The sequence below is a fragment of the Amycolatopsis cihanbeyliensis genome (assembly GCF_006715045.1).
Lineage (GTDB): Bacteria > Actinomycetota > Actinomycetes > Mycobacteriales > Pseudonocardiaceae > Amycolatopsis > Amycolatopsis cihanbeyliensis.
In genome coordinates, this window is the sequence record NZ_VFML01000001.1 from 3,506,081 (window position 1) to 3,532,303 (window position 26,223).

Below are 26,223 nucleotides of genomic sequence, written 5' to 3' on the forward strand. Positions count from 1 at the left end.
TGGCCTAGTCCTGGCAGCGTTCTCGTGATGGCCGTGACACCTACGGGCGATATATTCGCCGCTCCGTCAGGAGCCGTTTACTTCGTTGTCGCTCTGGCGCGCCCGGCGCCGTCATCCGGTGACCCTGGTTCATCCGATCGAATCGCCTTACTTCACTCGCCCGAGGACGCTGGTCCGGTTGCCGAACGAGCTGCGTCACCAGATCTTCCCGACCTATGGAACAAATGGAACTCGGTACGATAACATCTTGATAACAACAGGTTTGGGGCGCGGTGATGACCGAGTCGACCAGCGCGGGCGAGGCTCGCCGTCCGGACCCGGCAGGCGAGCCGGAGACGGTGCGGCAGGGCATGTTGCGGCCGCTGGACCGCGCGATGGATGGCACGGGGCGCGCGCTGCGGCTGATCGTGCTGGTGTACCCGCTGCTGCTGTTGCCGGCGGCGGTCGCGGTGCTGGTACTGCGGGCGCGGCAGGTGAGTGCGCACCCGCCGCCCCTCCGGTCCAGCTCGGCAGGGCGCCGCGCCGGCTCCGCGTAAGGGGTGGGTCGTGGGCGCGTTGCGGGCGCGCCCACGACCCACCGGGCCGGCTCATCGAGCCGGTACTGCACACGCCTGGTGGGATGCGGAAAAGCCGGTTACCGGCGGGGGCTCAGGACGAGCGGGGCTACCGCCGAGAGAATGCGAACGACGTCGACTCCGGATGGGCTACCCGGATGCGACGACCGAGGGGCGGCACAGGTTCCGGATCGTGAACATGGCTCCACCTCCTCGGGGCGACGGCGTTCCAGAAGTCCCCATGAGGGTAGCTCGACAACGCCGGGTAGCCAACCCGCTGCGGCAAACGAGTGGGCGGTGCACCGGAACGGCAAACTCGCGCGCGTGCATGGCAAACACGCGCGCGTGGGCGGCAAACACGCGGGTTGACCTGCGGGTCAACGCCCCTGGGCCGCTACGGCGGCGGCCGCCTCGGTGGCCGCAGCCGGGTCGAGGTAGGTGCCACCGGGGGTGACCGGGTTCAGGTCCTCGGTGAGGTCGTAGCGCAGCGGGATGCCGGTCGGGATGTTCAGGCCGGCGATCTCCTCGTCGGAGATCCCGTCCAGGTGCTTGACCAGGGCACGTAGCGAGTTCCCGTGCGCGGCCAGCAGCACCGTCCGCCCGGCCCGCAGGTCGGGCACGACGGTGGACTCCCAGTACGGCAGCAGCCGCGCCACCACGTCCTTCAGGCACTCGGTCAGCGGGGCGGCGTCACCGAGGTCCGCGTACCGGGGGTCGGCGTCCTGGCTGAACTCGCTACCCCGCTCGATCGGCGGCGGCGGGGTGTCGTAGGAACGGCGCCAGAGCATGAACTGCTCCTCGCCGAACTCCTCGAGGGTCCGCTTCTTGTCCTTGCCCTGCAGGGCGCCGTAGTGCCGCTCGTTCAGCCGCCAGTCCCTGCGCACCTCGATCCAGTGCCGGTCGGCGACGTCCAGCGCGATGTTCGCGGTGGCGATCGCCCTGCGCAGCAGCGAGGTGTGCACCACGTCCGGCAGCAGCCCGGTCTCGGCGAGCAGCTCGCCGCCGCGCCGCGCCTCGACCTCACCCTGCTCGGAGAGCGGGACGTCGACCCAGCCGGTGAACAGGTTCTCCGCGTTCCACGTGCTTTGCCCGTGCCGCAACAGCACCAGGGTCCCTAGCTCGGCCATGCGTCCAGCTTGCCAGAGCGCGAGCGCCGCATGGCGGGGGGTCGCGGCGAGGTACAGCCGATCGGCAAGGCCACTACCGGCGAAAATACCTCTACCGACAGTGGCCTGGGTGACCGTGGTGAACACCTACAACCGGGTTCACGAAGCGCCAACAAGATTTCAATCGCGTCACGTTAGTTGCATACCGTTAACCCAATCACGAAAGTTCACTCGAATGGAGTAGCGAGTAATCTTGTGATTACAGACCCGGTTCTGCCAAGTTGGCATCTGTCCCGCTCGACTGGAAACCACGCACTCCCCAGCCGGGCGGACCGAGGCGCAGCTCGTCTCCCCCCTGCCGAGCTGCGACCCGCCGGCCCCGTTGGCATCCCCCTCGTCACCGGGTCCATCGCGGCGGGAACGTAAGCGGGGCGGCTCGAGTTTCGCGACTCCCCCCTCCCTCGAGCCGCTCCGCTCCCTCACGTCCCGGGTCACTCCGGCACCGGTTCGCCGACTACCCGCCGGCGCCTACGCCGAAACAACTGCCACGCCCCGGCGGCCGCGGGCAGGCCGAAGAAGGCAAGGAACGGCAAGGCGGCGGCCAGCACGGTGAGCGCGTCCCCGAGGAACCCGGTGAACGCGCGCCAGCCTGCGGCGAGGCCACCGAGCACGCCGTCCTCATCCTGTTCCGCGGCGACCGCGGACCGGCTGACACTCAGCGACACGGTGGCGGTGGCGACCCTCCCGGCCAGCGCCTCCTGCCTGGCCTGCAGCGACTCCAGCTCCGACTGCCGCTCGGTCAGCTCGCTCTCCACCGAGGTGATCTCACTGATCGAGCTCGCCCGCTCCAGCAGGGCGCGCACCCGCTGCACGCTGGCCCGCTGCGAAGCCAGCCGGGACTCCACGTCCACGACCTGCTCGGTCACGTCCTCGGTGCGCTGCTGCCTGCGCACCACCTCGCCCAGCGAGGTCAGCTCACCGAGCACCGCATCGAGCTGGTCGCTCGGCACCACCACCTCGACCGAGGCGGAGTGCCCGTCCACCCGTTCCTGCCCGGTGTAGCCGCCCGCGCCGGTGGCGACCTGCCGCGCCCTGCGGACCGTGGCGGACACGTCCGCGGCGGTCAGCTCCAGCCGCGCGGTGCGGGCCAGCTTGCGGTCCGCACCGTCGATCCGCACCGTCGCGCCACCGCCCCGGTCACCCTCGCCCCCTTGCGCCGCGGGGGCGTCGGCCGCGTTCCCGGACTCCGCACGGGCGTCCCCGGCTCCCGCGGACGCCCGGTGCGGCGCGGCCGCGTCCCGCTCCCCGGTGCAGCCGGACAGCAGCCCCACCGTCATCCCCAGTACCACCAGCATCATCGCCGACGGCTTCGCTCTCGCTCGCATCCCGCTCCCTCCAGTCATGGCGAGGAACAGACGGAGCGGCACGCCGCCGCGGTTGCACCCGGCTCGACACGGGCACTAGCTGTCCGGCCCGACGAGGTGCTTGAAGGCCCGCAGGTTGGCCAGCGACTCGCCGCGCGAGACCCGCCAGTCCCACTCGCGCTGGATCGAACCGGCGAAGCCGAGCTCGAGCAGGGTGTTGAAGTCGCCGTCCGCGGCCTCGAGCACCTGGCCGAGGATCCGGTCCAGCTCACCGCTGGAGATGGTGTCCAGGTCGTGCCTGCCGACCAGGTAGATGTCGCCGACCGAGTCGAGCGTGTAGCACACCCCGTACAGCTTGGCGTTGCGTTGCAACAGGAAGCGGTAGACCCGCTCGTGCGCCTCGTCCGGCCTGCGGCAGACGAACGCCTCCACCACCAGCGCGTGCTCCCCGGCGACCAGCCAGCAGTTGGTCTGCAGCTTCTTGCTGCCGGGCAACGTGACGAAGTACTTCCCCTCGCCGTGCCGCTCGTGGGCCAGCCCCGACTCCGCCACGGTGGACCGGATCAGTTCGTCGGTGCGCGCCAGCCGCGACTGCTCAGCCGTCATACCGCCACCTCCTGCAACGCGAGCGCACGGGCATCCCGGAACGCTACTGCCGCGTCGGCGTAGGTGCCCAGCAAGGTCTCGGTGGTACGCCGCCAGGAGAACCGGGCGGCATGTCGCACCGCGTTCGCCGCGAGCTCGGCGCGCCGTTCCGGCCGCAGGGCCACGCTGCCGAGGGCGCGTGCCCAGTCCTCGGCCCGGTGGCCCGGCACCAGCAGCCCGGAGACCCCGTGCGAGACCGCCACCGGTAGGCCGCCGACCTCCGCGGCCACCACCGGGGTGCCGCACGCCTGCGCCTCGAGTGCTACCAGCCCGAAGGACTCGTTGTAGCTGGGCACGGCGACCACATCGGCGGCACGGAAGACCTCGGCCAGTGCCCGGCCGGGTTGCGGGGGCAGGAACCGGGTCTGCCGCTCGATGCCGAGGGACCTCGCCAGCTCCCGCAGGGCATGCGGCTGCTCGAGGCCGGAGCCCGACGGCCCGCCGACCACCAGCACCACCAGCCGTTCGGCCAGCTCGGGCCGGTCCCGCAGCAGCCGTGCGGCCGCGTGCAGCAGGACATCGGGTGCCTTCAGCGGCTGGAGCCGCCCGGCGAAGGCCAGCACCACCGCGTCCCCCGGCAGCCCGAGCGAGGCCCTGGCCATCGCGGTCGAGCCGGGGGAGAACCGGTCCAGGTCCACCCCGGGGGACACGGTGCGCACCGCGTGCGGGTCGGCGTCGTACAGGGCGACCAGCTCCCGCGCCTCCACCGGGGTGTTGGCCACCAGCCGGTCGGCCTCGGTGACCACCTGTTCCTCGCCGATCACCCTGGTCCTCGGTTCCGGGCTGTCGCCATCGGCGAGCGCGGCGTTCTTCACCTTGGCCAGCGTGTGCGCGGTGTGCACCAGCGGTACGCCCCACCGATCCCGCGCCAGCCAGCCGACCTGACCGGACAGCCAGTAATGCGAGTGGATCACGTCGTAGTAGCCGGGCTCGTGGAAGGCCTCGGTGCGCAGCACCCCGGAGGTGAACGCGCACAGCTGGGCCGGCAACTCGGCGCGGCTCAGCGGCTCGAACGGGCCGGCCGGGATGTGCCGGACCAGCACGCCGGGCGCCAGCTCGGCCACCGGCGGCTGGTCGGATGAGGTCGCCCTGGTGAAGATCTCGACGCTGACCCCGCTCCGGGCCATCTCGATCGCGGTTTGCCCGATGTAGACGTTCATCCCGCCGGCATCACCGGTTCCAGGCTGTTCCAGCGGTGAGGTGTGCACGGAAAGGACCGCCACCCGGCGCAGCGGTGGCACCGGTGGGTGGGACGGCATCATGTACGTGATCTCCCCTGGTCAGGGCGCTGGTGCCAGCCGCTGTCCGGCGAAGTGCAGCAGCGTCGCGTTGAACTCCTCCGCCGCTTCGACGAACGGCAGATGGCCTACACCCTGCAACCAACGTTGATCGGCCCCCGGAATCTTCCCCGCCGCGTACGCGCCCGCGCTCGGGTCCACCACCGCGTCCTCGGCGCCGTGCACGACCAGGGTGGGCACGTCCACCGCGGCCAGCACCTCGGCGCTGTCCACCCGGCGCCGGAACAGCGCCCCGCGCACCGCGGGCGGCACCAGCAGCGAGGACCCGAGCAGCGCCTGGGCCAGCGCGCCGGGGATCTCCCTTGCCGCCATCCCGCCGCACAGCCCGGCCAGCGCGGGCACCGCCACCTCGGGATCCTCGTCCAGCGCCGCGGGCAGGGCCGCGCGCATGGCGGGACCGGTCCGGCCGCCCGGCCGGTCCTTGCCGATCTCGGTGATCGCCCCGGCCAGGACCAGCCCGGCGATCCCGGCCGTCCCGTAGGTCCGGAGGTAGTCGGTGATCACCAGCCCGCCATAGGACCAGCCGACCACCACCGCGGGCGCGCCGGCGAACTCCAGCACCGAGGCGAGGTCCTCCGCCCAGACCCGCGACAGGTCGTAACCCTCCACCGGCGCCGCGGAGACGCCGTGCCCGCGCAGGTCCGGCGCGACCAGCCGGAAGTCCGCGGTGAGCTCGGGGGCGGCGAGCTGATGCGACCAGGCGAGCGAGGACTGCGCCCAGCCGTGCAGCAACACGATGGGGCGCGCGTTGCCCGCGCCGGCGACCCGTATCCCCAGCCGGACCCCACCCGACCCGACGACATCCGTGTTCACCGGGCACTCACAGGGCCGACTTCGACTTCCAGGTCTCCCAGTCCAGTAGCCAGTCCATCACCGCTGAGGTGGTCGGGAAGTCGGCCTTCGCCCCGGTGACCTCCACCGGGTCGCCGATGAGCGCGGAGTCGAAGTACGCCTTCGCGTCCTTCTCGAACAGGTTCACGCAGCCGTGCGAGGTGTTCTTCTTCCCGATGTTGGCCCGGTTCTCCTCGTTCTCGTGGATGTACTCGCCGTGGTTGGAGATCCGGCAGCACCACTTCTTCTTCACGTCGGTGTAGCCGTAGCGCTCGTTGTCGAAGATCGAGGTCGGCTCCCTGGTCATCACGATCACGGTGCCGTTCGGGGTGTTCAGGTTCGGGTCGGCGTCCTTGCCGTTGCTGCACGGGTAGCTGGCGTGTTCGGCGCCGTCCCGGTAGACGCGCATCACATGGTCCGGAGTGTGGATCTTGACCACCTGGTTGCGGCCGATGGTGAACTTCGTGGTCACGTCGGCCTTGCCGTAGTTCCCGCCGCCGTAGTGCACCCCGTAGAGCTTCGCCGTGACGTTCACCTCGGTGTTGGCGGGCCAGTACTCCCTGGGGCGCCAGTCGACCTGCCGGTCGGACAGCCAGGCCCAGGAGCCCTCCACCTCCTTCGAGGTCTCCACGGTGAGCGCCCGTTGCGCGGCGGCCCGGTCGGAGACCGCGGCGTCGAACTTCACGCTGATCGGCATGCCGACACCCACCTCGGCGTTGTCGATCGGGTTCAGCGTGGCGCGGATCACGGCGGCCGGCTGCAGGGTGCCGAAGCTGCCGGTGAACTCGACCGGTTTGCCGTCGGTTCCGGTCGCCTTGGCCGCGTAGGTGTAGGTCTGGCCGTACCCGAGGGACTCCGCACTGGTCCAGGTGTTCTTCTCGGCGTTCAGCTCACCCCGCACCTCCCCGCCTTCGGAGTTGGTGAGCGTGACCTCGGTGAAGGATCCTTCGGCGACCGTGACGGTGACCGGCGCCGTGACCGACACCTCGGCGGCGTCCACCGCGGGCTCGGCCGTGATCTCGGCCTTCGGCGGCTGCGCGTCGGGCGCCCCGGAGCCCGACACCTCCTCGCCGGAACACGCGACCAGCCCGACCGCACCGCCGGCCGCCAGGGCGATCTTGAACACTTTCCGCCGTTCGTACACCGTCATCCTCCCTTCACCCGAACGATCCGACGTTACCTGGCAGCATGGCGCCATGAGCAAGCGAATCGCAGTCATCACCGGCGCCAGCGCGGGGATCGGCGCGTCGACCGCGCGGGCGTTGGCCCAGGCCGGCTTCGGTGTGGTCCTCGGCGCCCGGCGCCTCGACCGCGTCTCCGCACTGGCGGACGAGCTGTCCGGAACCGCTCATCTCCTGGACGTGACCGACCAGGAATCGGTTGCGTCGTTCGCCGAGCGGGTTCCGGAGTGCCATGTGCTGGTGAACAACGCCGGTGGGGCGCGCGGCCTCGAGCGGGTCGAGGCCGCGAACGAGCAGAACTGGCGCTGGATGTGGGAAACCAACGTGCTCGGCACGTTGCGGATGACCAAGGCCCTGCTGCCGAAGTTGATCGAGTCCGGCGACGGGCATGTGCTGACTGTGACATCCATCGCGGGACACGAGGTCTACGACAACGGCTCCGGCTACACCTCGGCCAAGCACGCGCAGTCCGCGCTGCACCGGACGTTGCGCTCGGAGCACCTCGGGCAGCCGGTGCGGTTCACCGAGATCATCCCGGGCATGGTGGAGACCGACTTCTCGCTCAACCGGTTCGAGGGCGACGCCGAGCGGGCCGAGAAGGTCTACCAGGGGCTGGACCCGTTGACCCCGGACGATGTGGCGGAGGTCATCGCGTTCGCGGCGACCAGGCCCGCGCACGTCAACCTGGACGAGATCGTGCTCAAACCCCGCGCCCAGTACAACGGCTCCCGTTTCCACCGCGAGTAATGCCCTGAACGTGGCTTTCGGGACGCTGAACGTCCCAAAAGTGCCGTTCGCGACGCCGAGCGTCGTCAACGCCACGTTCAGGGCATTCACAGGGCGCAGTTGATGAGGAGGGGTTCGGGGTGCAGGGTGACGCCGAAGGCGGTGTGCACCCCCGCGCGGACCTCGCGGGCCAGCGCCAGCAGGTCCGCGGTGCTGGCGCCACCCCGGTTGGTCAGTGCGAGGGTGTGCTTGCCGGACAGCGCCACCCGGCCACCGGGCCCGGGGTGGCCCTTGCCGAAACCGGCCCGCTCGATCAGCCAGGCCGCGGACAGCTTGACCCCGGCGGGGGCGGGGTAGCGCGGCACCGCGGCATCCGCCCCGACCACCTCCGCGATCCTGGCCAGCACCCCGGGTAGCGCGGACTCGGCGACGATCGGGTTGGTGAAGAACGAGCCCGCGCTCCAGGTGTCGTGATCCGCGGCCTCCAGCACCATGCCCTTGCCCCGCCGCAGGCCCAGCACGGCCGCGCGCGCCTGTTCGGCCGGCACCCGCGCACCGGTTCGCACGCCGAGGGTCCGCGCCAGCTCGGCGTAGCGGATCTCCTGGGACAGCCCGTCGGCACGCAGGCGGAACCGCACGCCGAGCACGACCCCGCGATCGGTGCCCTTGAGCACGCTCGTGCGGTAGGCGAAGCCCAGTTCGCTCGCGGTGAGCGTGCGGACCTCACCGGTGCGGCGGTCGTACAGCCGCACCGACACGATCAAGTCACCGACCTCACACCCGTAGGCGCCGACATTCTGGATCGGGGTGGCGCCGACCAGCCCGGGGATCCCGGAAAGACACTCCAGCCCGCCGAGGCCGTGCTCGACGGTGGCCGCGACGAACGCGTCCCACTGCTCCCCGGCCGCCGCCTCCACCTCGACCTCGGGACCGTCCTGTTTGTCCCGTTCCCAGCCGCCGGTACCGATCCGCAGCACCGTCCCTTCGAACCCGGCGTCCGCCACGACCAGGTTCGAGCCGCCGCCGAGCAGCAGCAGCGGCTCGCCCGCCGCGTCGGCGGCTCGCACCCGGTCCACCAGCTCCCCGTCCGTACCGGCGACGAGAAACCGGCCTGCCGGCCCACCGAGCCGCAGTGTGGTGTAGCTCGCCAAGGTCATTTCAGTGCCCGTTCCGACAGCGCTCACAACACCGAACGGTACTGTCCTGCCCTGTGAAGCCTTCAACGAACAGTGCTCATGGCATCCCGCATTGAGCACCGCGCGGAGTTCCCGCACAGCGTCGACGAGGTGTACCGCGCGCAGTCCGATGCCGCCGCCCTGCGGGCCAGGCTCGAACGGATCGGCGGTCATCAGGCCCGGCTCGCCGAGCACGAGGCGACCGCGGACGGGGTGCGATTCACCCTGGTACAAGGTATTTCGGCGGACCGGCTGCCGCAGGCGGTCCGTTCACTGCACCGGGGCGACCTGATCGTGCACCGCGAGCAACGCTGGCAGCACACCGGCGATGGCGAGGTCTACACCGGAACCGCGACGGCCTCCGTGGACGGTGTGCCCGGCCGGATCACCGCCCGCACCGAGCTGCGGGCGGGGGGCGCGGGGGCCGTGCTGCGCGCCACCGGCGAGGTGACGGTGCGGATCCCGCTGGTCGGCGGCAAGTTGGAGGGCGCCATCGCCGAGCAGGTCACCGCGCTGCTCGAGCGGGAGGCCGAGTTCACCGCGTCGTGGCTCGGGCGGGACAGCTAGGGCCCGCGGGACGGCAGCCACCGCTCGGCGCGCCCACCAGGGGGACCACCAACCCGAACCGGCTACGCAGGGTCGACCGCTGGCTGACCGCTGGCTCCGGGGTGACCGGCAGGCTGCGAGCCGCGACGGACCCACTGGTCGTGGACCTCGGCTACGGCGTCTCCCCGGTGACCACGGTCGAGCTGGCCCGGCGGCTGCGGGCGGCGGTGCCCCGGGTGCGGTACTCGGCCTGGAGCTGGACCCGGAGCGGGTGGCTGCCGCCCGACCCTCGGCCGAACTGCCGTGGCTGGACTTCCGGCGCGGCGGGTTCGAGCTTGCTGGAGCCCGGCCGGTTCTGGTGCGCGCGTTCAACGTGCTGCGCCAGTACGAGGAGGCCGCGGTGGCGAGTTCCTGGCGGGCCATGCTGGAACGGATCCGGCCCGGCGGCCTGCTGGTCGACGGCACCTGCGACGAGCTCGGCAGGCTCTGCTCGTGGGTGACGATCGACCACAGCGGACCGTGCACACTCACCCTTTCCTGCCGCGTCCCCAGCCTCGAACTTCCCTCCACTGTGGCTACGCGACTACCGAAAGTGTTGATTCATCGCAACATCCCGGGGGAACGCATTCACCTTTTTATGTCCACTTTGGATTCATGCTGGCGGGCGGCGGCACCGTTCGGCCCGTGGCACGGTGGACGGAGACCGTACGCCTGCTCACCGAACGGGGTTGGCCGGTACAAGGCAGGCGGGACCGCTGGCGGCTCGGCGAGCTGACCGTGCCCTGGGCCTCGGTCGCCCCACGTTGACCGACGTCACGATCAGGGGCACCCCGGACATGTCCCTGATATTGGCGAAAGTTGCTGGTCTCGGATTTTTTCACCTGTCAGCATCTGTTTACAGGTGAAAGAATGACCCCCGATGAACGAGGAGACCCCTCGAGGTGACGAGCTACTGCGCGTCCTCACCGCGCTGGCCAATCCGCAACGGCTGCGTATCGTCGGCATACTCACCCGCGGCAGGCAGTACGTCAGCAGGCTGGCCCGCGAGCTCGGCATCAGCCGTCCGCTTCTCTATGTGCACCTGCATCGCCTGGAAGCGGCCGGGCTGGTCGTCGGCGTGCTGGAAACCGCGGGGGACGGAAAGACCATGAAGTACTACCGGGCGACGCAGTTTGCCGTCCAGCTCACACCACACACCGTCATGCGGGCTGCCACCACGTTGGGGGATCACCGATGAGCTGGCCGGATGCAACAGCCGCGGGGAGGACACGGGACACGGTCCCGATGAACGGAGGCACTCATTGTCGTCGACTACTGACCGGACGATCCAGTACACGGCTTCGATCGCCGAAACGCCGGAGCAGGTCCGGGAGGCGCAACGCTTGCGCTACCGCGTTTTCGCGGGTGAGTTCGGCGCCACACTCAACTCCCTCGTCGACGGGCTGGACGTGGACGAGTACGACGAGGCTTGCGATCACCTGATCGTGCGGCGGACGGACACCGAGGAGATCGTCGGCACCTACCGCCTGCTGCCTCCCGGCCGCCGCGCGCGGCTGTACTCGGACAGCGAGTTCGATCTGACCGCACTCGGGGACATCCGGGACACCATCGTGGAAACCGGGCGCTCCTGCGTACATCCGGAGCACCGCACCGGCGCGGTGATCACCCAGATGTGGTCGGCGCTCGGCCGGTACGTCCTGCTGTCCGGGCATCGCTATCTCGCCGGGGCCGCCTCGGTCCCGCTGCACGACGGCGGGGCGATCGCGGCGAACGCATGGCGGCTCGCCGAGCGGAAGCACGCCAGCCCGCAGCACCTGCGGGTGCGCCCGCTGCATCCGTGGACCCCGGAGCAGGTACCCACGCGGGAACGGCGCCCGAGCTACGCGGAGCTACCGCCGTTGTTTCGCGGATACCTCCGCCTTGGCGCCTGGGTCTGCGGCCCGCCCGCGCACGACCCGGAGTTCAACGTCGCCGACTTCTTCACCTTGCTGCAACTCGACCGCGCCGACCAGCGCTATATGCATTACTTCCTGGGGGACGAACAGTGAACGCCTACCGGGTGTACTCACCATGTACACCCCGTTGTGTCACCCACGCTCAACCCAGAGCGGCGAGGATGACCACTATGAAACGTGCGGGTGCGGCCGCCTCGGCGCTGCTGGGCCACGCCCCGTCGGTGCTCGGTGGCCGGCAGGTCGAGCGGCACGCTCAGCGGGTGTTGACCGCGCTGGACGTGCGGGTGGACAGCAGCGCCGACCGGCTGAGCGTGCCCGGCGGTCCGGGGACGCTGATCGTGGCCAACCACATCTCCTGGCTGGACATCGTGGCCCTGCTGGCCATCGAGCCGCTGTCCTTCGTGGCGAAACGCGAGGTACGGAGGTGGCCGGTGATCGGCTCGCTGGCCGCCCGGCTGGGCACCTGCTTCGTGGACCGGCACGCCCTGCGCGAGTTGCCTGCCAGCGTGGCCGAGCTGGCGGAGACCTTGCGCTCCGGGCGTTCGGTGATGGTGTTCCCGGAGGGGACCACCTGGTGCTCGCTGCCCGGAGGGGACTTCCGGCGCGCGCCCTTCCAGGCCGCGCTGGACGCGGGCGCACCGATCCGCCCGCTGACGATCGACTACTTCCAGGGGGACGAGCCGAGCACGATCAGCGCCTTCGTCGGCGACGACACCCTGGCCGCCTCCCTGGGCAGGGTGCTGACGGCGGGCGAGCTGACCCTGCGGCTGCGGGCACACGAGGTGCTGGCCGCCGAGGGTGACCGCCGCACGCTCGCCGCCACGACCCAGCGGCTGATCCGCGCGGCCGGATCAACCGAGCTCGCCGGCTCGCATCTCGGCGGTCCGGTCCATGCTTGACCTGCTGCACCGGCTCACCGAGGTGTTGCAGGGCACGCTCGGTTCACCCTGGCTGTGGGTGGTGGTGTTCCTGGTCGCCGGCCTGGACGCGCTGCTGCCGTTCATGCCGAGCGAGACCACCGTGATCACGGTCGCCGTGCTGATCGGGCCGGACCTCGGCAAGTTGGCGCTGCTCGCGGTGGTCGCCGCGGGCGGCGCGCTCGCCGGCGACTACCTCGGCTACTGGATCGGCAGGGGCGCGGGCCCGGTCGCGTTACGCCGGTTGCAGCAGGGCGAGCGCGGCAGGGAACAGTACCTGTGGGCGCGCGCCAAGGTGGAGCGGCACGCCACCGCACTGATCGTCGCGGGCCGGTACCTGCCTGGCGGCCGCGTCGCCTCCGCGCTGGCCACCGGCAGCATGCGCTTCCCCGCGGGCCGGTTCGCCGCGCTGGACGCCGCGGGGACCTCCATCTGGGCCGGTTACAGCGTGCTGATCGGCTACATCGGCGGGGCGAACTTCACCGAGCAGCCCGCGAAGGGCCTGCTGCTGGCGTTCGCGCTCGGCTTGCTGACGGTCGCCACCATCGAGGCCGTTCGGCGGATACGCTCACGGCGTGCGGTACTCCGACTTCGTGCACGCGACCGAGATCCATTCGACCGGCCTGCTGAGCGCGGCGACGGCGGCGGGCCCGGACGCCCCGGTGCCGAGCTGCCCGGGGTGGACGGTGAGCAAGCTGGTCCGGCACATCGCCAGGGTGCATTCCTGGGTACGTGCGACGATGGCCGACCCGAGCGGTGAGCGGGCGGCGGCCGGCACCCCGCCCGAGGGGTGGGCGGACCTGCTGGACTGGTGGGCCGAGCAGCGAGCCGGCCTGTTCGAGGGGTTCGCGGCCGGGCCGGAGGCACCCGCCTGGATGCCGTTCCGGTTGTTCCCGCCGACCACGGCATCCTGGGCTCGCCGGCAGGCGCACGAGGCGGCCATCCACCGGGTGGACGCGGAGCTCGCGCTCGGTCCACGGGCGAACGCGGTGAGTTTCGACCCGGAGTTCGCCGCGGACGGGATCGACGAGTTACTGGCCTGGCTGCTGCCGAGCAGGCCGGACGGCTGGAACAGCGGCGAGGTCGCGGGCGAGGTGCTGGTACACGCCGCCGACGCGGGCCGGGTGTGGACCGTGCGGCTGGAGCCGGGCGCGGCGCCGGAGGTGCGGGCCGGGGCCGCGGTGCCGGCCGGGTTCGAGGCGGGAGCCACCATCGCGGGCACCGCGGACTCGGTGTACCGGGCGGTCTGGGGCCGGCCGAGCCGCGCGGTCATGTCCGGGAACGCCGCGCTGCTGGAGCCGTTGCGAGCGCCCTGACCGGCACAAGGCAGGATGGCTGACCGTGTTGGGTTCGCAGCGTCGCTACGTGATCACTTTCGGCTGCCCGGACCGGACGGGGATCATCGCGCGGATCTCCTCCTTCCTCGCCGAGGCCGGCGGCTGGATCGTCGAGGCTGCTTACCACACCGACCCGGACACCGGCTGGTTCTTCACCCGGCAGGAGGTGCGGGCCGACTCGCTGCCGTTCGAGGTGGATGAGCTCCGCGCGCGCTTCGCCGGGGTGGCCAGGTCGCTGGGCAGCGACACCGACTGGCAGGTGGACGACACCGGGGAGCGCAGCCGGGTGGTGCTACTGGTGTCCAGGGAGGGGCACTGCCTGTACGACCTGCTCGGCCGGGTCGCCTCCGGTGAGCTGGACATCGAACTGCCCGCGGTGATCGGCAACCATCCGGCGCTCGGCGACATCACCAGGGCACATGGGATCCCGTTCCACCACGTGCCGTTCCCCCGCGGGGACGCCGAGGGCGGGGCGGCCGCGTTCCGCCGGATCCGCGAACTGGTGGACGAGCACGACCCGCATGCCGTGGTGCTGGCCAGGTTCATGCGGATCCTGCCGCCGGAGCTGTGCACGGCCTGGGCGGGCCGGGCGCTGAACATCCACCACAGCTTCCTGCCCTCGTTCGTCGGCGCCCGGCCGTACCACCAGGCGCATGCCCGCGGGGTGAAACTGGTCGGTGCGACCTGCCACTACGTCACCGCGGACCTGGACGCCGGGCCGATCATCGAGCAGGACGTGATCCGGGTAGGCCACGGCGACTCGGTGTCGGACATGGTGCGCAAGGGCCGGGACATCGAGAAGGTCACCCTGGCAAGGGGCCTGCGCTGGCATCTCGAGCGGCGCGTGCTGGTGCACGGCAACCGAACCGTGGTCTTCTAGCCGCGGGTGACGGCCCCTTCGAGGAGCGCGCGCATGCCCGGTGCGTGCTGGTGCTCCTTCGTCGCCCACAGGGCGCGTGCCTCCTCGTTGTCGAACTGGACGAAGCTGCCGAAGAGCACCGCATGCGGCCGACGTTCGACCAGCATCTCGACCCGGAACCCGAGGCCGGAGGTGGCGCCGAGCACGGCGAGGTCCGGTTCGGCCTGCCGCAGCGACCAGCCGAGCACGCTCCGGTCGGCGTCGCCGCCCAGCTCCATGCCGAGTTCCGCCCATCCCTGCGCGAGCATCTCGCGCATCTCGGCCGGCGCACCCTCGATGATGGCCCGGGCCCACTGCTCGGCGGGCCGCTCCCCGGCCGAGGCGACCTCGGCCAGCAACGCGTTCTCGTAGTCGATCCGGCTGAGCGTGCTGAACGCCCTGGTGGCCGCGGGGACCGCGATGTCGTGCACCCGGTCCGTGACCTGGGCGGTGGAAGTGGAATCAACCATCGGTACTCCTGAGATGTGCGGTGGAACTGGCTACGTCCGCGGTACGTACGGTCCCCGGTGGTCGCACGATCGACCCCCTCCATCCATACAGCACTGTATTGATGGAAATTATCCGCTGCTCGATGGCAAAGTCAAAGATCCGTACCGGACATCACACCGACGAGGAGCGACCATGGCGGCCCCCACACGCACCCCTCGGCACAAGTGGATCGAGGTGGGGCTACAAGCCCTCGCCGCGGGCGGGCCGGACGCCGTCCGGGTCGAACCGCTGGCGAAGACGCTCGGGGTCACCAGGGGCGGCTTCTACTGGCACTTCGAGGACCGGCGCGCGCTGCTGGAGGAGATGCTGGACACCTGGGAACGGAAGAGCACCGACGACGTGATCGAGCGGGTCGAGACCGAGGGCGGGGACGCCAGGGCCAAGGCGCGGCGGGCGGGCGCGCTCACCTTCTCCGAAGCCCTGCTGCCGGTCGATCTCGCGGTCCGCGACTGGTCCAGGCGCGACCCGGCTGTCGCCGAACGCCTGCGGCGCGTGGACAACAGCCGGATGGGCTACCTGCGCACCCTGTTCGGCACCTTCTGCCGGGACGAGGAGGAGGTCGAGATCCGCAGCATGGTGGCCTTCTCGGTGGCCATCGGGAACCACCTGCTCGCCGCCGACCACGGCACGCGCGACCGCGCCGAGGTCCTCGACCTGACCGCGCGGTGGCTGCTGGCCTGAGAGCCTGTTGGTGAACCGGATACAGCTGCTTGTGGTGAGCGGAGGAAAGCGCGCGGCGCAGCCCACGAGCGGCGAGGCCGAGCGCTGTACCCGCGAAGGTGACAATCGAGCCCGAGCCCGGCCGAGCCGATCGTGCCGCGCGTTGACCAACAGGCACTGACCGGCACGCGGCTCAGTGCGCGATGCGGACCAGCATCTTCCCGGTGTTGCCGCCGTCGAGCAGGTCGAGAAAGGCCTGCGGGGCGTTCTCCAGGCCGTCCACAATCGTCTCGGAGTAGGCGATCCTGCCCTCGGCCACCAGCGGGGCGACCTCGGCCATGAACTGCTGCTGGAGGTAGAGGTAGTCCAGCACGAGCATGCCGCGGACAGTGAACCGCTTGACGATGAGCTGGCCGAGGTTGCGCGGGGCGCAGGCCGGCTCGGTGGCGTTGTACTGGGAGATCATCCCGCAGACCACGATCCGGCCGTGCAGGTTGATCGCGTCGATCGCGGCCTCGAGGTGCTCGCCGCCGACGTTGTCGAAGTAGACGTCGATCCCGTCCGGGGCCGCGGCGTGCAGCTGCTCCGCGACCGGCCCGTCCTTGTAGTTGAACGCGGCGTCGAACCCGAGCTCACCGGTGAGATGAGCCACCTTGTCCGCGGAACCCGCGCTGCCGATCACCCGCTCCGCCCCGTTCAGCCTGGCGAGCTGGCCCACCAGCGAACCGACGGCGCCGGCGGCACCGGAGACGAACACGGTGTCCCCCGCCTTGAACCCGGCCACGTCGAACAGCCCGGCGTAGGCGGTGAGCCCCGGCATGCCGAGCACCCCGAGGTAGGCGGTCAACGGCGCGGCCTCGGCGTCGATCGGCACCACCTGGTCGGCGTCCACCACAGCGTGCGAGCGCCAGCCGTGCTGATGCAGTACGAGGTCACCCGTGCGCAATGTGTCCACGTGTGACTCGGCGACCGCGCCGACGGCGCCACCGAGCATGGCCCTGCCCACTTCGAACGGTTCGACGTACGACTTCCGGTCGTTCATCCGGCCCCGCATCGCCGGATCGACACTCATCACGAGGTTGCGCACCAGTACCTGGCCGGGGCCGGGTGCCGGCATCTCGGTGTCCACAATGGAGAAGTTGTCCATGGTGGGCCGACCGTGCGGGCGGGAAGCCAGCCGGATCTCGGTAGCTTGCTTGGAAACGCTCACGTCCGCGCAGGCTACCCGCGGCCGGTCACGATTGCCGCGCGAGTTCGTCGAGCTTGCCGAGCACGCCCCCGTAGGTCCGGCGCAGCCCGCCAGGGGCGAGCGTCCGCCGGAGTTCGCATCGGTCTCCACCAGCGTTCCCGGCTCGGGCTCGCGCACCCGCCGCGCCGCTCAGCTCACTGGTTTGCCGAGGCCGGGCACCGTCTCGGCGCCGGGCAGCCCGGCCAGCAGGTCCCCGGTGACCAGCAGCTTGCTGCCACGCAGCCCGCTGCCGATCACCAGCTCGGGCGCGGCGGCGACGGCTTCGTCGACCAGCACCGGCCAGCCGTCGGGCAGGCCGAGCGGGGTGATGCCCCCGTAGGCCATGCCGGTCAGCTCGACCGCCTCGTCCATGGCCGCGAAGGACGCCTTGCGGACGTCCAGCCTGCGCCGGAGCACGTTGTTCACATCGGCTCGGGTGGTGGCGAGGATCATGGCGGCCGCGTAGCGCAGCTCACCTGCCCGCTTGCCCGCGACCACCACGCAGTTCGCCGAAGCGGAGGGGGGTGAGCCGTAGGCGGCGCAGAATTCGGCGGTATCGGCCAGCTCGGGGTCGATCTCGACGACACCGAGCTCCTCGGCCTTCGGCAGTGCGGGCAGCGCCTTGGCGACCGGCTCGGCCAGCAGGTCCGGGCGGCGAGTGGCGGGCTCGACGGTCAGCGAGCCGGCGATATTCCAGGTACGCACGGGTACAGACCTACCAGCTCTGGCCGCCGCGCTGCACCTCGATGAGCTTCGGCCGGACGTCGACGAGATAGACCAGGGCAGCGATCAGTCCGGCCAACCAGAAGATCATGCCCGGCCCGAAGAAGGCGAACAGCGCCATCGCCGCGGTGGAGCCGCCGGTGATCGCCAGCCAGATCGGCTTGGTCTTGCGGTCCGCGGCAGTGTAGGCGTCGGCACGCTGGGACAGCGCGTGCACGAAGGCGAACAGACCAGCCAGAGCGCCGGCCCAGCGGATGGCCTCGGTGATCCAATACACTAACAGCGGCACGGCACCAGCCTACGGCAATCCGGGCGGAACGCCCCGCGCCGCCCACTTCCCGGCACCGCCGCGCGGCACCGGGGAAGTGAGCCGCGGTACTCGTGTCCCTCAGCTGCTCTTCGAGCCACTGCTGCCATTCGTGGACTTCTTGGTGGTGCTGGAACTCGTGCTGCCGCCGCGCGGGGTGCTGGTGGCCTTGGCCGTCTTGTTCGCGGCCTTGCGGGTGGCGCTGCGGGTCTCGTGCGCGAGGTCCTCGCCCGCGTCCTCGATCCGCTCGGCCACCTCGCCGGCGACCTCCTGCACGGTGCGCGCGGCCTGCTCCCCGCTGGAACGGGTGCGCTTGGTCACCCTGGCCAGCACCTCGTCGACCCGCTCGCGGGTCTCACCGGCCACGTCCTCCACCCGGTCACCGGCGGTGTTCAGGGCCTCCTCCAGCTGCTCGATGGCCCGCTTGACCTGCGGCTGGGCCGCGATCTTGTCCCAGGCCTGCTCGCCGGACTCGGTGAGCTTGTTGTACAGCTTCACCGCGGCATCGGTGTACTCGTCGATCAGCTTGCGCAGTTCGGCCGGGTCCAGCTTGCCGCGCAGGGACTCCACCTCGTTCGGCAGGTCCTCGAAGGTCTTGCGGGCGGACTCGCTGCCCTCGGTCACCCGCTCGCGGGCCTTGCCGACCGCGTCGACGACGGCCTGACTGGCCAGGTTGCCCGCGCCGAGCGCGGCGAGCAGCGGCGTACGCACCTGCTCGAGCGCGGCGTTCACCCCGGTCTGTTCGGTGGTCTTGGTGGTCTTGCCATCCTTGGCGGTGGCCATGGTCATCACTCCTGGACTGAGGTCTGGTCGCTGTTGTGGTCCCCGTCTCCGGCCGCGTTCTCGCGGCGGAAGGACTCGTAGACGTCGAGCAGCACCTGCTTTTGCCGCTCGGTCAGCCCGGCGTCGGCGCGAATCGCCTCGGGCACCGGACCTCCGGCGGGGAGATCGAGAATCCCCGCCTGGACGTAGAGCGCCTCGGCCGAGATCCGCAGCCCCTTGGCGATCTGCTGCAGGATCTCCGCGCTCGGCTTGCGCACACCGCGCTCGATCTGGCTGAGATACGGGTTGGACACTCCGGCCAGCTTGGACAGTTGCCGCAACGAGATCTTCGCGGTGTTGCGCTGCTGCCGGATGTACTCCCCGATGTCCCGCCCGAGGTCGGTCACCTTCTCGATGGGACCGGTGGCACCGTGCGACTCACCGTGGCCATCGGCCCGCGGTTCGGTCATCACGGTCACCTCCTCGAACAACATCCACGGTACGCACGAGTGCTAGCTATAGCAAGCACTATGCTTGCAACCTTCGAGTGTGTTCCCGACCACCCGAGACGGTGCCGCTCAGTGTCCGTCCGGAACGCGCGACACGATCGACTCGGCGAGGCTCGGACGCTCTGTCAGAGGCTTCCCAGCCCGGCGCGTATCCATGCGCAGGCCGCGTCCACGGCGGCGGCAAGCGGCGCCTCGGTGGTGTCGAACAATCGCACCGGCGGGGTCATCTCCGCGGCGCCGGCCCGCAGCCAGTCGTTGAACTCCAGCATTTCCGCGATCCGCGGCGGCGACCACTCCCGCCAGGCAGGCCGGGCGCGCAGCCGGGCGGCGAGCGCGTCCGGTTCGGCCACCAGCGCGAGGTAGTGGATGTCGGCGAACAGCGTCCGCTCCGGCAGGGGTTCGAACTCGGCGGGCACCACGGTGCCGCACAGCACCACCGGGCGCCCGCTCTGGTGGATCATCGCGGCCATCCGCAGCCAGGTGGACCGGAACAGCGGGTGGCCGTCCACGTCATCGCGCAGCCCGCCGGTCCACAGCACGTCCTGCTCAAGCACGACGACCCGATCGGCAAGCCGCTCGGCAAGCGCGGGGCCGACGGTCGACTTGCCGGCCCCGCTCGGTCCGGTCAACGCGAACAGCGGCAACCGCCGGAACGGCCAGCGGTGCCCGCAGAGCGCGCAGCACAGCACCGGCCGTGCCCCCTCGGTACGTGGGCGCTCCGCGCGATCACCGCAGGCCGGACAGATCCGGGGGTCGAGCACCGGCCGCTAGTCGAAGAGGCCGTCGAGGAAGCTGCGCTTGCGCTTCTTGTGGCCATGCCCGTACGGGCGCGGCGAGTCCCCGTAGCCACCCCGGTACGGGCGCGGCGAGTCGCCGTGGCCACCCCGGTAGGGGCGCGGCGAGTCGCTGTGGCCGTGGTGCCCACCGTGGTAGCCGGGCGGAGGCGGCTGAGCGGACTGGTGCGGCTGGGCGGGCTGGTACGGGGGCGGCGCGGACTGGCCGTAGTAGGCGTTCTCCGCGCTGACGACTCGCTCCAGCTCACCGTGGTCGAGGAAGATCCCGCGGCAGCCCTCGCACTGGTCGATGTGCACGCCTTGCTTGTCGACGGTCCGCATCATGTTCTGGCATTTGGGGCAAATCACAGCCGACAGCCTACGCAACGGATAACGGATCACGCATACTCCGCCGCGGTCCGGCGCAGCGCGGCGAGCAGGGCGGCGATCGGCGGGCTGGTCCGGCTGCCGGCACGCATCGCGGCCGAGACCGTGCGGTGCAGCTCCGGCTCGGCGAGCTCGGTCAGCCGGATGTCCTCGGCGGCCGTCTCCAGCGCCATCCGCGGGACCAGCGACACCCCGAGCCCGGCCCGGACCAACGCGAAGATCGCGGTGTAGTCGCTGCTCACGTAGTCCACCCGCGGGCTGAACCCGGCCATACCGCAGGCGCGTTCCAGCATCGCGCGCAGCGCCTCGTCGCCGTGCGGGGCGATCCACGGCTGGTCGGCCAGCGCTTCCAGGGTGAGCGGGCGGGTTCCGGGGTGCAGGCCGGGCGGCAGCGCGGCCAGCAGCGGCTCGCGGGCCAGCGGCTCGGTGTCCACGCCGGCGTCCCGCACCCGGGGCAGCAGGTTGTACTCGTGGATCAGGGCGAGGTCGATGCCGCCCGCCTTCAGCTCGGTGACCGCCTCCGGGCTGGACCGCTCGGCCAGCAGCACCCGCAGGTCGGGGTGCGCCTCGCGGCAGTCGGTGATCGCGCCGGGTACCAGGGTGCGCGCGGCGGTGGGGAAGGCCGCCAGGTGCAGTACCCCGCGCACCGCGGAGGTCAGCTCCGCGACCTCCGCACGGGCCCGCTCGAGGTCGGCGAGGATCCGCTCGGTGTGCGTGACCAGCACCCTGGCCGCCTCGGTGAGCACCAGCACGCGCCCTTCCCGGAACAGCAGCGGCACCCCGACCTCGCGCTCCAGCAGGGAAAGCTGCTGGGAGACGGCGGAGGGGGTGAGCGCACAGCTGCGGGCGGTGGCGGCGATGGTGCCGTGCGCCGACAGCTCGCGGAGTAGGCGCAACCTGCGCACATCCAGCATGTAGGAACACTAACGGCAGGCGTCAAAAATCGTCACTGGTGCTAACGCTCGGTTCGGCCGCACGCTGGCGGCGTGACGGCACAGTTGGTTTCCGGTGCGCCCGCGAGTGAGCACGAGACGCGGGTGTCCGCACTGCGCGGCCGGATGGCCGCGGACGGGCTTTCCGCGGTGGCGGTGGCCGGCCCGGAGAACGTCTACTACCTGACCGGGCTGGACCACCTCGGGTACTTCGCGTTCACCCTGCTGATCGTGCCCGCCGAGGGGCCACTGACCCTGGTGACCAGGGAGATGGAGCGGCCGACGATCCGGGCCCAGCTACCCGGCTGCCGGCACGTGACCTTCGGGGACGGCGACGACCCCGCCGCCGTGGCCGGGGGTGCGCTGGCCGAGGTGGTGCCGCGCGGCGGGGCGATCGGCACCGAGGACGCCGCGATGTTCTTCCCGCCCGCGGTGCACGCGCGGCTGCGCGCCGGGCTGCCCGACCGGCTGTGGCGGGACGCGACCACGTTGATCTCCGCCACCGGCGCGGTGAAGTCGGCGGCGGAGATCGCGCTGATCAGGCGGGCGGCCGGGGTGTCCGATGCCGCGATGCTGGCGGCGATCGGCGCGGCCCGGCCCGGTACTGCGGAGTGCGAGGTCGCCGCGGCCGCCTGGCACGCGATGTTCACCCACGGCGGCCAGCAACCGGGTTTCGCGCCCCTGATACGTCCACTGTGGATGCTCGACCAGGAGCATGTCTCCTGGGGCGACCGGTTGCTGGAGTCCGGAACGGGGCTGTTCATCGAGCTGTCCGGGTGTATCCGGCGTTACCATGCCCCGCTGAGCCGCACCGTCTATCTCGGCGAGCCACCGGAAGGCGCGGTGCGGGCGCACGCGCAGGCACTGTCCGGTGTGGACGCGGCCGCGGCGGCGTTGCGGCCGGGGGCGCGTACCGGCGAGGTGTACGCGGCCTGGCAGGCGGCGGTCGGGCCCGGCGAGCGGGTGCGGCACCACTGCGGCTACCTGGTCGGGATCGGCTTCCCGCCGAGCTGGGTCGGCGGCGGCGAGGTACTCGGCATCCGGCCGGGCGGGCAGGTGCGCGTCGCCGCCGGGATGACCTTCCACCTGATGTCCTGGGTCGGCGGGCACGTGGTCTCGGACACCGTGCTGGTCACCGCGCAGGGAACGGAACGACTCACCACGACGACTCGCGAGCTGATCAGGCTCGGCTGAGGGAGTGTTCATGCGTATCACGAGTTTCCGGGCCACCCCGGTGGCAGTGCCCTACCGCAGGGAGGAGGTCTGGGCCTTCGGGCGCAGGCGCGGGCAGGTCAGCGTGCTGCTCGAGGTGGAGACCGACGAGGGGGTGACCGGCCTCGGCGAGGCGGCGGCGTACCCGAGCGCGGAGATCGTGCTCGCGGTGCTGCGCGGGCTGGAGCCGATGGTGCTCGGCGCGGACCCGCGGCGGATCGAACGGCTGGTACGCGGGATCGAGCTGGTGGGCACCTGGCATCACGTCAAGGCGACCAGCCCCGCGATCGCCGCGGTGGAGATGGCCTGCTGGGACATCGTCGGCAAGCTGTGCGGGCAGCCACTGGTGAACCTGCTCGGCGGCCGCTTCCGGGACCGGGTGGAGTTCTTCTACTACGTCGCCGCCGGTTCCCCCGAGCAGGTGGCCGAGGAGGCGGCGCGCGCGGCGTCGGCCGGTTTCTCCACCTGCTACCTCAAGGTCGGCGCGGACGACCCTGAGGTGGACCTGGAGCGGGTGGCCGCGCTGCGCGCCGGGGCCGGTGACTCGACGTTGCTGCGGGTGGACGCGAACGAGGCATGGTCGCCCGGCGCCGCGGTGCGGATGATCCGCAGGCTGGAGCCGTACGACCTGGAGCTGGTCGAGCAACCGGTCTCCGGCCGCAACCTGGCCGAACTCGCCTACGTGCGCGGCAGGGTGGGCGTGCCGATCCTGGCGAACGAGGCGAGCTGGACCAGGTACGACCAGCTGGCGGTGATCAACGCGGGCGCGGCGGACGTGCTCTCGGTGGACAACCAGATGGACGGTGGGCTGCTCAACCTGAAGCGGTCGGCCGGCCTGTGCGAGGCCGCCGGCCTGCCGGTGGTGAAGCACAGCCTCGGCGAGCTCGGAGTGGCGCTGGCCGCCGCCGTGCACGCGATCGCCGCCACGCCGAACTTCCGGTACGCCAACCAGGGCTACGCCGCGTTGCTCGCGGACGACGTGACGGAGGGCTTCGGCGCCGTGGAGTCCACCGTGCGGGGCAGCCTCGCGGTGCCGGAAGGACCGGGACTCGGTGTGCGACTCGATCCCGAGCGGGTGGCGAAGTACGCGGAACTGTTCCGGGCCCAGGGCGAACGGTTCGCCTTCCACGACCCGGCCGCCGTGTCCGCCCCGCTGGCGCTGCCGAAGTTCTGAACCAGCTCAGCAGGCGCACAGGCAGAAGGGGTGCCCGGCGGGGTCGGCGTACACCCAGAAGGACGTGGGCTTGGTGTCCAGCACCGTGGCACCGAGCCGGATCGCGCGCTCGTGCGCGGCGGCGAGGTCGGGCACGGTCAGGTCGAGGTGGAACTGCTGCGGACTGGCCGGGGACGGCCATTCCGGCGGCCGGTAGTCCGCGACCCGCTGGAACTCGATCTTCGGGCCACCCGCCGGGTTGCTCAGCGTGTACCAACCGTCCTCACCCCGCGCCGCGGGCCAGTCGAGCAGGTCGGCGTAGAACGCGGCGAGCGCGACGGGATCCGGGCAGTCCAGGACCACCGAGCCGAAGGTGGGTACCGCGGTCGTGCTGGGGGCGCTCATTCGGGACTCCTTACCGGAAGGGAATAACCTGCTAAATGATTATGCTAGTTACGGCAGTCCGGCACAACCCGGTTGACCTACAGTGAGGAGGTGTCTACGCAGGTAGCCGAGTCCTCCGATGTGTCACTCGTGCTCGACTTCCTCAACACGGTCGATGCCGAGCACGACACCGACGTGCTGCGCACGGCCGAGTCCTGGCGGGTGTGGACCGAGCGACGCGACTTGGCGGCCGGCTCCCTGCCGCAAGCCAGGGAGGCCAGGGACGCGCTGCGGGCGGCCGTGGGTGACCCGGCGCTGCCACCGGGCCCGGCGGACGCGACCGTGCGGGTCGAGCTCCGCGCCGACACCCCCGAGCTGGTGCCCTCGACCGCCGTGGGCGCGGTGCTCGCCGCGGCCACCCGGCTGGCCGTGCTCGGCCGGTGGGAGCGGGTGAAGATCTGCCCTGCCGACGACTGCCGCTGGGCCTTCTACGACCGGTCGCGCAACCGCTCCCGCACCTGGTGTTCCATGCAGACCTGCGGGAACCGGGAGAAGGCCCGTAGCTGGCGCGAGCGCGCCGCCCAGGCCGAGGACTGACGCGCTCCGGCCGTACGCGAACGGCCAACGCGTGCGCGTGGCGGGCAAACACGCCGGACAGCCGGCGCGTCCACACTCGCTCCCGGCCAGAGCTGTATCCACAGGGCGACTGTGGATAACGCCTCCGTATGTGGATAACCCCGTAGGGCTACCGCCGAAAGGGTGACCTCTCTACTCGGAAGAGTCAGAAGAAGGCGTGCGCGACGGTGTGGATGGCGAGCCCGGCCAGCGCGCCGACCACGGTGCCGTTGATCCGGATGAACTGCAGGTCGCGACCCACCTGGAGCTCGATCTTGCGGGAGGTCTCCGCGGCGTCCCAGCGCTCCACCGTGTCGCTGATGATCGTGGTGATCTCGGTCGAGTAGTTGAGCACCACATGCGCCGCCGCGTCCTCCACCCAGCGGTCCGTCTTCGAGCCGAGGGCGTCCTCGGAGCCCAGCTTCGCGCCGAGGCCGCGCAGGCCCTCCCGGACCCGGGTGCGCAGCTCGCTCGACGGGTCCTCGGCCGCGGTGAGCAGCAGGTCCTTCGCCGTCGACCAGGCCGAGCCGATCAGCCGCTGCACCTCGGGATGCTCGATCACCTGCTGCTTGACCTGCTCGGCGCGGGCCATCGTCTCCTGGTCCCGCTGCAGGTCCTGCGCGAACTCGGCGAGGAACTTGTCCAGCGCGATCCGCATCGGGTGGTTCACGTCGGTCTTGACCGCCCAGGAGAAGGCGAGCACCTCGCCGTACACCTTGTCCGCGAGCATGGCGTCCACGAACTTCGGTGACCAGGTCGGCGCCCGGTCGGACACCACCCGCAGCACCGTCTCGTGGTTGTCCCGGACCCACTCGTAGGCCCGGTCACACACCAGGTCGACCAGCTTGTGATGCGCGCCGTCGTCGAACACCTGCCCGAGCAGCTTGCCCAGCGGCGGTCCCCATGGCCGGTCGATGATCCGGCGGACGACGGCCTGCTCCATCACCGCCTGCACGTCCTCGTCCCGCAGCACGGTCACCGCGCCGCGGACCACGGTGGCCAGCTCGGCGGTCACCCGCTCGGCGTTGGCGGGCTGCGCCAGCCAGCCACCGAGCCGCCGGGAGATCTCCATCCGGCGCAGCTTCTCCCGCACCACCTGCTCGGAGAGGAAGTTCTTGCCGACGAAGTCGCCGAGGCTGCCGCCGAGCGCGTCCTTCTTGTTCGGGATGATCGCCGTGTGCGGGATCGGCAACCGCAGCGGATGCCGGAACAGCGCGGTGACCGCGAACCAGTCGGCGAGCGCGCCGACCATCCCCGCCTCCGCCGCCGCTCGTACGTATCCCACCCAGCCCGGCCAGCCCGCGGCTTGGGCCCAGCTGGTCAGCAGGAAGATCACCAGCGCGCCGAGCAGGAAGGACAGCGCGACCAGCTTCATCCTGCGCAGGCCGCGGCGCTTGCTCTCCTCGGCGGCGAGGCCGCCGGGCGGGTCGGCGGGCTTCCAGGTCTCGCCGGCCGTCAGTGCCTGTCCGGAAACGCGCGACACGACCGGCTCGGCGAGGCTCGGATTCCGGTCACGGTCGTCACCTCCCGGGCTC

At 71.1% G+C, this 26,223-nt stretch carries 31 protein-coding genes and 1 pseudogene; 14 read left to right on the plus strand and 18 right to left on the minus strand.

The genetic code is table 11. The features are described from left to right. Nucleotides 1-275 precede the first annotated feature (275 nt). Nucleotides 276-536, plus strand: a complete 261-nt coding sequence (locus FB471_RS15510; RefSeq protein ID WP_141999052.1) for a hypothetical protein — start codon at nt 276-278, stop codon at nt 534-536. Between the two features lie 395 nt (nt 537-931). Here FB471_RS15510 and FB471_RS15515 read toward each other — a convergent pair whose 3' ends face one another. The 6 genes from FB471_RS15515 to FB471_RS15540 all read right to left on the minus strand — a co-directional run bounded on the left by FB471_RS15515 (nt 932) and on the right by FB471_RS15540 (nt 6,948). Next, nucleotides 932-1,681, minus strand: a complete 750-nt coding sequence (locus FB471_RS15515) for a phosphoglyceromutase (protein ID WP_141999054.1) — start codon at nt 1,679-1,681, stop codon at nt 932-934. A 470-nt stretch (nt 1,682-2,151) separates the two neighbouring features. Continuing rightward, complete coding sequence (locus FB471_RS15520) at nt 2,152-3,045, minus strand: DUF4349 domain-containing protein (protein WP_246076422.1); 894 nt, start codon at nt 3,043-3,045, stop codon at nt 2,152-2,154. A gap of 75 nt (nt 3,046-3,120) precedes the next feature. Further along, nucleotides 3,121-3,630, minus strand: coding sequence for a type III secretion system chaperone family protein (locus FB471_RS15525; RefSeq protein ID WP_141999056.1), 510 nt, complete (start codon nt 3,628-3,630; stop codon nt 3,121-3,123). Beyond that, nucleotides 3,627-4,931, minus strand: a complete 1,305-nt coding sequence (mshA, locus tag FB471_RS15530; RefSeq protein ID WP_170220818.1) for a D-inositol-3-phosphate glycosyltransferase — start codon at nt 4,929-4,931, stop codon at nt 3,627-3,629. The genes FB471_RS15525 and mshA overlap by 4 nt, the downstream gene beginning before the upstream one ends. An 18-nt stretch (nt 4,932-4,949) precedes the next feature. Beyond that, entirely contained in the window at nt 4,950-5,780 is an 831-nt protein-coding gene (locus FB471_RS15535) for an alpha/beta fold hydrolase (RefSeq protein ID WP_141999058.1), read from the minus strand. 7 nt (nt 5,781-5,787) lie between these two features. Next, a complete protein-coding gene (locus FB471_RS15540) occupies nt 5,788-6,948 on the minus strand; it encodes a L,D-transpeptidase (protein WP_425457064.1) in 1,161 nt (386 codons plus the stop codon). Between the two features lie 46 nt (nt 6,949-6,994). Between FB471_RS15540 and FB471_RS15545 the strand changes: the two genes are divergently transcribed. After that, nucleotides 6,995-7,726: an SDR family oxidoreductase gene (locus FB471_RS15545; RefSeq protein ID WP_141999060.1), complete on the plus strand. Its 732-nt coding sequence runs from the start codon at nt 6,995-6,997 to the stop codon at nt 7,724-7,726. An 86-nt stretch (nt 7,727-7,812) separates the two neighbouring features. Here FB471_RS15545 and FB471_RS15550 read toward each other — a convergent pair whose 3' ends face one another. Next, complete coding sequence (locus FB471_RS15550) at nt 7,813-8,889, minus strand: UDP-N-acetylmuramate dehydrogenase (protein ID WP_281287399.1); 1,077 nt, start codon at nt 8,887-8,889, stop codon at nt 7,813-7,815. A 51-nt stretch (nt 8,890-8,940) separates the two neighbouring features. Between FB471_RS15550 and FB471_RS15555 the strand changes: the two genes are divergently transcribed. From FB471_RS15555 to purU, 8 genes and pseudogenes are all read left to right on the plus strand, one after another. Continuing rightward, entirely contained in the window at nt 8,941-9,447 is a 507-nt protein-coding gene (locus FB471_RS15555) for a DUF2505 domain-containing protein (RefSeq protein ID WP_141999064.1), read from the plus strand. Beyond that, nucleotides 9,426-10,233 (plus strand): annotated as a pseudogene (locus tag FB471_RS15560) (class I SAM-dependent methyltransferase). Before FB471_RS15555 ends, FB471_RS15560 begins: the two are co-directional and overlap by 22 nt. A gap of 112 nt (nt 10,234-10,345) precedes the next feature. Continuing rightward, nucleotides 10,346-10,663, plus strand: a complete 318-nt coding sequence (locus FB471_RS15565) for an ArsR/SmtB family transcription factor (RefSeq protein WP_141999066.1) — start codon at nt 10,346-10,348, stop codon at nt 10,661-10,663. A gap of 64 nt (nt 10,664-10,727) precedes the next feature. Next, nucleotides 10,728-11,474 carry a GNAT family N-acetyltransferase gene (locus FB471_RS15570; protein ID WP_211358041.1) on the plus strand — a complete coding sequence of 249 codons (747 nt, stop codon included), beginning with the start codon at nt 10,728-10,730 and terminating at the stop codon, nt 11,472-11,474. Between the two features lie 77 nt (nt 11,475-11,551). Then, complete coding sequence (locus FB471_RS15575; RefSeq protein ID WP_141999068.1) at nt 11,552-12,280, plus strand: lysophospholipid acyltransferase family protein; 729 nt, start codon at nt 11,552-11,554, stop codon at nt 12,278-12,280. Beyond that, entirely contained in the window at nt 12,273-13,058 is a 786-nt protein-coding gene (locus tag FB471_RS15580; RefSeq protein ID WP_246076424.1) for a DedA family protein, read from the plus strand. The genes FB471_RS15575 and FB471_RS15580 overlap by 8 nt, the downstream gene beginning before the upstream one ends. Further along, entirely contained in the window at nt 12,961-13,614 is a 654-nt protein-coding gene (locus FB471_RS15585; RefSeq protein ID WP_246076425.1) for a maleylpyruvate isomerase family mycothiol-dependent enzyme, read from the plus strand. Before FB471_RS15580 ends, FB471_RS15585 begins: the two co-directional genes overlap by 98 nt. Nucleotides 13,615-13,663: 49 nt before the next feature. Continuing rightward, complete coding sequence (purU, locus tag FB471_RS15590; protein ID WP_211358042.1) at nt 13,664-14,515, plus strand: formyltetrahydrofolate deformylase; 852 nt, start codon at nt 13,664-13,666, stop codon at nt 14,513-14,515. On the opposite strand, the gene FB471_RS15595 is transcribed toward purU, so the two are convergent. Continuing rightward, nucleotides 14,512-15,003: a hypothetical protein gene (locus FB471_RS15595; RefSeq protein ID WP_141999071.1), complete on the minus strand. Its 492-nt coding sequence runs from the start codon at nt 15,001-15,003 to the stop codon at nt 14,512-14,514. The genes purU and FB471_RS15595 overlap by 4 nt on opposite strands. 172 nt (nt 15,004-15,175) lie before the next feature. Here FB471_RS15595 and FB471_RS15600 point away from each other — a divergent pair, with 172 nt between their 5' ends. Further along, on the plus strand, nt 15,176-15,724 hold the full coding sequence (locus FB471_RS15600) for a TetR/AcrR family transcriptional regulator (RefSeq protein ID WP_141999072.1): 549 nt from the start codon (nt 15,176-15,178) through the stop codon (nt 15,722-15,724). 172 nt (nt 15,725-15,896) lie between these two features. Here the strand turns inward: FB471_RS15600 and FB471_RS15605 are convergent, their stop codons facing one another. The 8 genes from FB471_RS15605 to FB471_RS15640 all read right to left on the minus strand — a co-directional run bounded on the left by FB471_RS15605 (nt 15,897) and on the right by FB471_RS15640 (nt 21,306). Then, nucleotides 15,897-16,913, minus strand: coding sequence for an NADP-dependent oxidoreductase (locus FB471_RS15605; RefSeq protein WP_281287400.1), 1,017 nt, complete (start codon nt 16,911-16,913; stop codon nt 15,897-15,899). A 168-nt stretch (nt 16,914-17,081) separates the two neighbouring features. Then, nucleotides 17,082-17,636 carry a YbaK/EbsC family protein gene (locus FB471_RS15610; RefSeq protein WP_141999074.1) on the minus strand — a complete coding sequence of 185 codons (555 nt, stop codon included), beginning with the start codon at nt 17,634-17,636 and terminating at the stop codon, nt 17,082-17,084. 10 nt (nt 17,637-17,646) lie between these two features. Beyond that, entirely contained in the window at nt 17,647-17,943 is a 297-nt protein-coding gene (locus FB471_RS15615) for a DUF2516 family protein (RefSeq protein WP_141999076.1), read from the minus strand. 99 nt (nt 17,944-18,042) lie between these two features. Then, nucleotides 18,043-18,750, minus strand: a complete 708-nt coding sequence (locus tag FB471_RS15620; protein ID WP_425457065.1) for a hypothetical protein — start codon at nt 18,748-18,750, stop codon at nt 18,043-18,045. Continuing rightward, nucleotides 18,750-19,193 (minus strand): helix-turn-helix domain-containing protein, encoded by a 444-nt coding sequence (locus FB471_RS15625; RefSeq protein WP_246076426.1) that lies wholly within the window; start codon nt 19,191-19,193, stop codon nt 18,750-18,752. Before FB471_RS15625 ends, FB471_RS15620 begins: the two co-directional genes overlap by 1 nt. 164 nt (nt 19,194-19,357) lie before the next feature. Further along, complete coding sequence (locus FB471_RS15630) at nt 19,358-19,993, minus strand: AAA family ATPase (RefSeq protein ID WP_141999078.1); 636 nt, start codon at nt 19,991-19,993, stop codon at nt 19,358-19,360. A gap of 6 nt (nt 19,994-19,999) precedes the next feature. Continuing rightward, complete coding sequence (locus FB471_RS15635; RefSeq protein ID WP_425457105.1) at nt 20,000-20,392, minus strand: TFIIB-type zinc ribbon-containing protein; 393 nt, start codon at nt 20,390-20,392, stop codon at nt 20,000-20,002. Between the two features lie 11 nt (nt 20,393-20,403). Continuing rightward, entirely contained in the window at nt 20,404-21,306 is a 903-nt protein-coding gene (locus FB471_RS15640) for a LysR family transcriptional regulator (protein WP_141999083.1), read from the minus strand. Nucleotides 21,307-21,378: 72 nt separating this feature from the next. Here FB471_RS15640 and FB471_RS15645 point away from each other — a divergent pair, with 72 nt between their 5' ends. After that, the gene (locus FB471_RS15645; protein WP_141999085.1) at nt 21,379-22,518 is read left to right on the plus strand and encodes a M24 family metallopeptidase; all 1,140 of its coding nucleotides are present in this window, start codon (nt 21,379-21,381) and stop codon (nt 22,516-22,518) included. 10 nt (nt 22,519-22,528) lie between these two features. Then, nucleotides 22,529-23,710: a mandelate racemase/muconate lactonizing enzyme family protein gene (locus tag FB471_RS15650; RefSeq protein WP_141999087.1), complete on the plus strand. Its 1,182-nt coding sequence runs from the start codon at nt 22,529-22,531 to the stop codon at nt 23,708-23,710. A gap of 6 nt (nt 23,711-23,716) precedes the next feature. Here FB471_RS15650 and FB471_RS15655 read toward each other — a convergent pair whose 3' ends face one another. Beyond that, complete coding sequence (locus FB471_RS15655) at nt 23,717-24,094, minus strand: VOC family protein (protein ID WP_141999089.1); 378 nt, start codon at nt 24,092-24,094, stop codon at nt 23,717-23,719. Between the two features lie 90 nt (nt 24,095-24,184). On the opposite strand from FB471_RS15655, the gene FB471_RS15660 reads away from it, so the two are divergent. Continuing rightward, nucleotides 24,185-24,670 (plus strand): CGNR zinc finger domain-containing protein, encoded by a 486-nt coding sequence (locus tag FB471_RS15660; protein WP_141999091.1) that lies wholly within the window; start codon nt 24,185-24,187, stop codon nt 24,668-24,670. 184 nt (nt 24,671-24,854) lie between these two features. Here the strand turns inward: FB471_RS15660 and FB471_RS15665 are convergent, their stop codons facing one another. Further along, the gene (locus tag FB471_RS15665; RefSeq protein ID WP_246076719.1) at nt 24,855-26,147 is read right to left on the minus strand and encodes a DUF445 domain-containing protein; all 1,293 of its coding nucleotides are present in this window, start codon (nt 26,145-26,147) and stop codon (nt 24,855-24,857) included. Between the last annotated feature and the right edge of the window lie 76 nt (nt 26,148-26,223).

Excerpts from the sequence above, each read along its gene's own strand:
- FB471_RS15515 (WP_141999054.1), bottom strand. The coding sequence starts at position 1,681 with ATGGCCGAGCTAGGGACCCTGGTGCTGTTGCGGCACGGGCAAAGCACG.
- FB471_RS15655 (WP_141999089.1), bottom strand. The coding sequence starts at position 24,094 with ATGAGCGCCCCCAGCACGACCGCGGTACCCACCTTCGGCTCGGTGGTC.
- FB471_RS15580 (WP_246076424.1), top strand. The coding sequence starts at position 12,273 with ATGCTTGACCTGCTGCACCGGCTCACCGAGGTGTTGCAGGGCACGCTC.
- FB471_RS15650 (WP_141999087.1), top strand. The coding sequence starts at position 22,529 with ATGCGTATCACGAGTTTCCGGGCCACCCCGGTGGCAGTGCCCTACCGC.
- FB471_RS15565 (WP_141999066.1), top strand. The coding sequence starts at position 10,346 with ATGAACGAGGAGACCCCTCGAGGTGACGAGCTACTGCGCGTCCTCACC.
- FB471_RS15520 (WP_246076422.1), bottom strand. The coding sequence starts at position 3,045 with ATGCGAGCGAGAGCGAAGCCGTCGGCGATGATGCTGGTGGTACTGGGG.
- mshA (WP_170220818.1), bottom strand. The coding sequence starts at position 4,931 with ATGATGCCGTCCCACCCACCGGTGCCACCGCTGCGCCGGGTGGCGGTC.
- FB471_RS15525 (WP_141999056.1), bottom strand. The coding sequence starts at position 3,630 with ATGACGGCTGAGCAGTCGCGGCTGGCGCGCACCGACGAACTGATCCGG.
- FB471_RS15620 (WP_425457065.1), bottom strand. The coding sequence starts at position 18,750 with ATGACCATGGCCACCGCCAAGGATGGCAAGACCACCAAGACCACCGAA.
- FB471_RS15600 (WP_141999072.1), top strand. The coding sequence starts at position 15,176 with ATGGCGGCCCCCACACGCACCCCTCGGCACAAGTGGATCGAGGTGGGG.
- FB471_RS15595 (WP_141999071.1), bottom strand. The coding sequence starts at position 15,003 with ATGGTTGATTCCACTTCCACCGCCCAGGTCACGGACCGGGTGCACGAC.
- FB471_RS15510 (WP_141999052.1), top strand. The coding sequence starts at position 276 with ATGACCGAGTCGACCAGCGCGGGCGAGGCTCGCCGTCCGGACCCGGCA.
- FB471_RS15625 (WP_246076426.1), bottom strand. The coding sequence starts at position 19,193 with ATGACCGAACCGCGGGCCGATGGCCACGGTGAGTCGCACGGTGCCACC.
- FB471_RS15545 (WP_141999060.1), top strand. The coding sequence starts at position 6,995 with ATGAGCAAGCGAATCGCAGTCATCACCGGCGCCAGCGCGGGGATCGGC.
- FB471_RS15640 (WP_141999083.1), bottom strand. The coding sequence starts at position 21,306 with ATGCTGGATGTGCGCAGGTTGCGCCTACTCCGCGAGCTGTCGGCGCAC.
- FB471_RS15555 (WP_141999064.1), top strand. The coding sequence starts at position 8,941 with ATGGCATCCCGCATTGAGCACCGCGCGGAGTTCCCGCACAGCGTCGAC.
- FB471_RS15540 (WP_425457064.1), bottom strand. The coding sequence starts at position 6,948 with ATGACGGTGTACGAACGGCGGAAAGTGTTCAAGATCGCCCTGGCGGCC.
- FB471_RS15575 (WP_141999068.1), top strand. The coding sequence starts at position 11,552 with ATGAAACGTGCGGGTGCGGCCGCCTCGGCGCTGCTGGGCCACGCCCCG.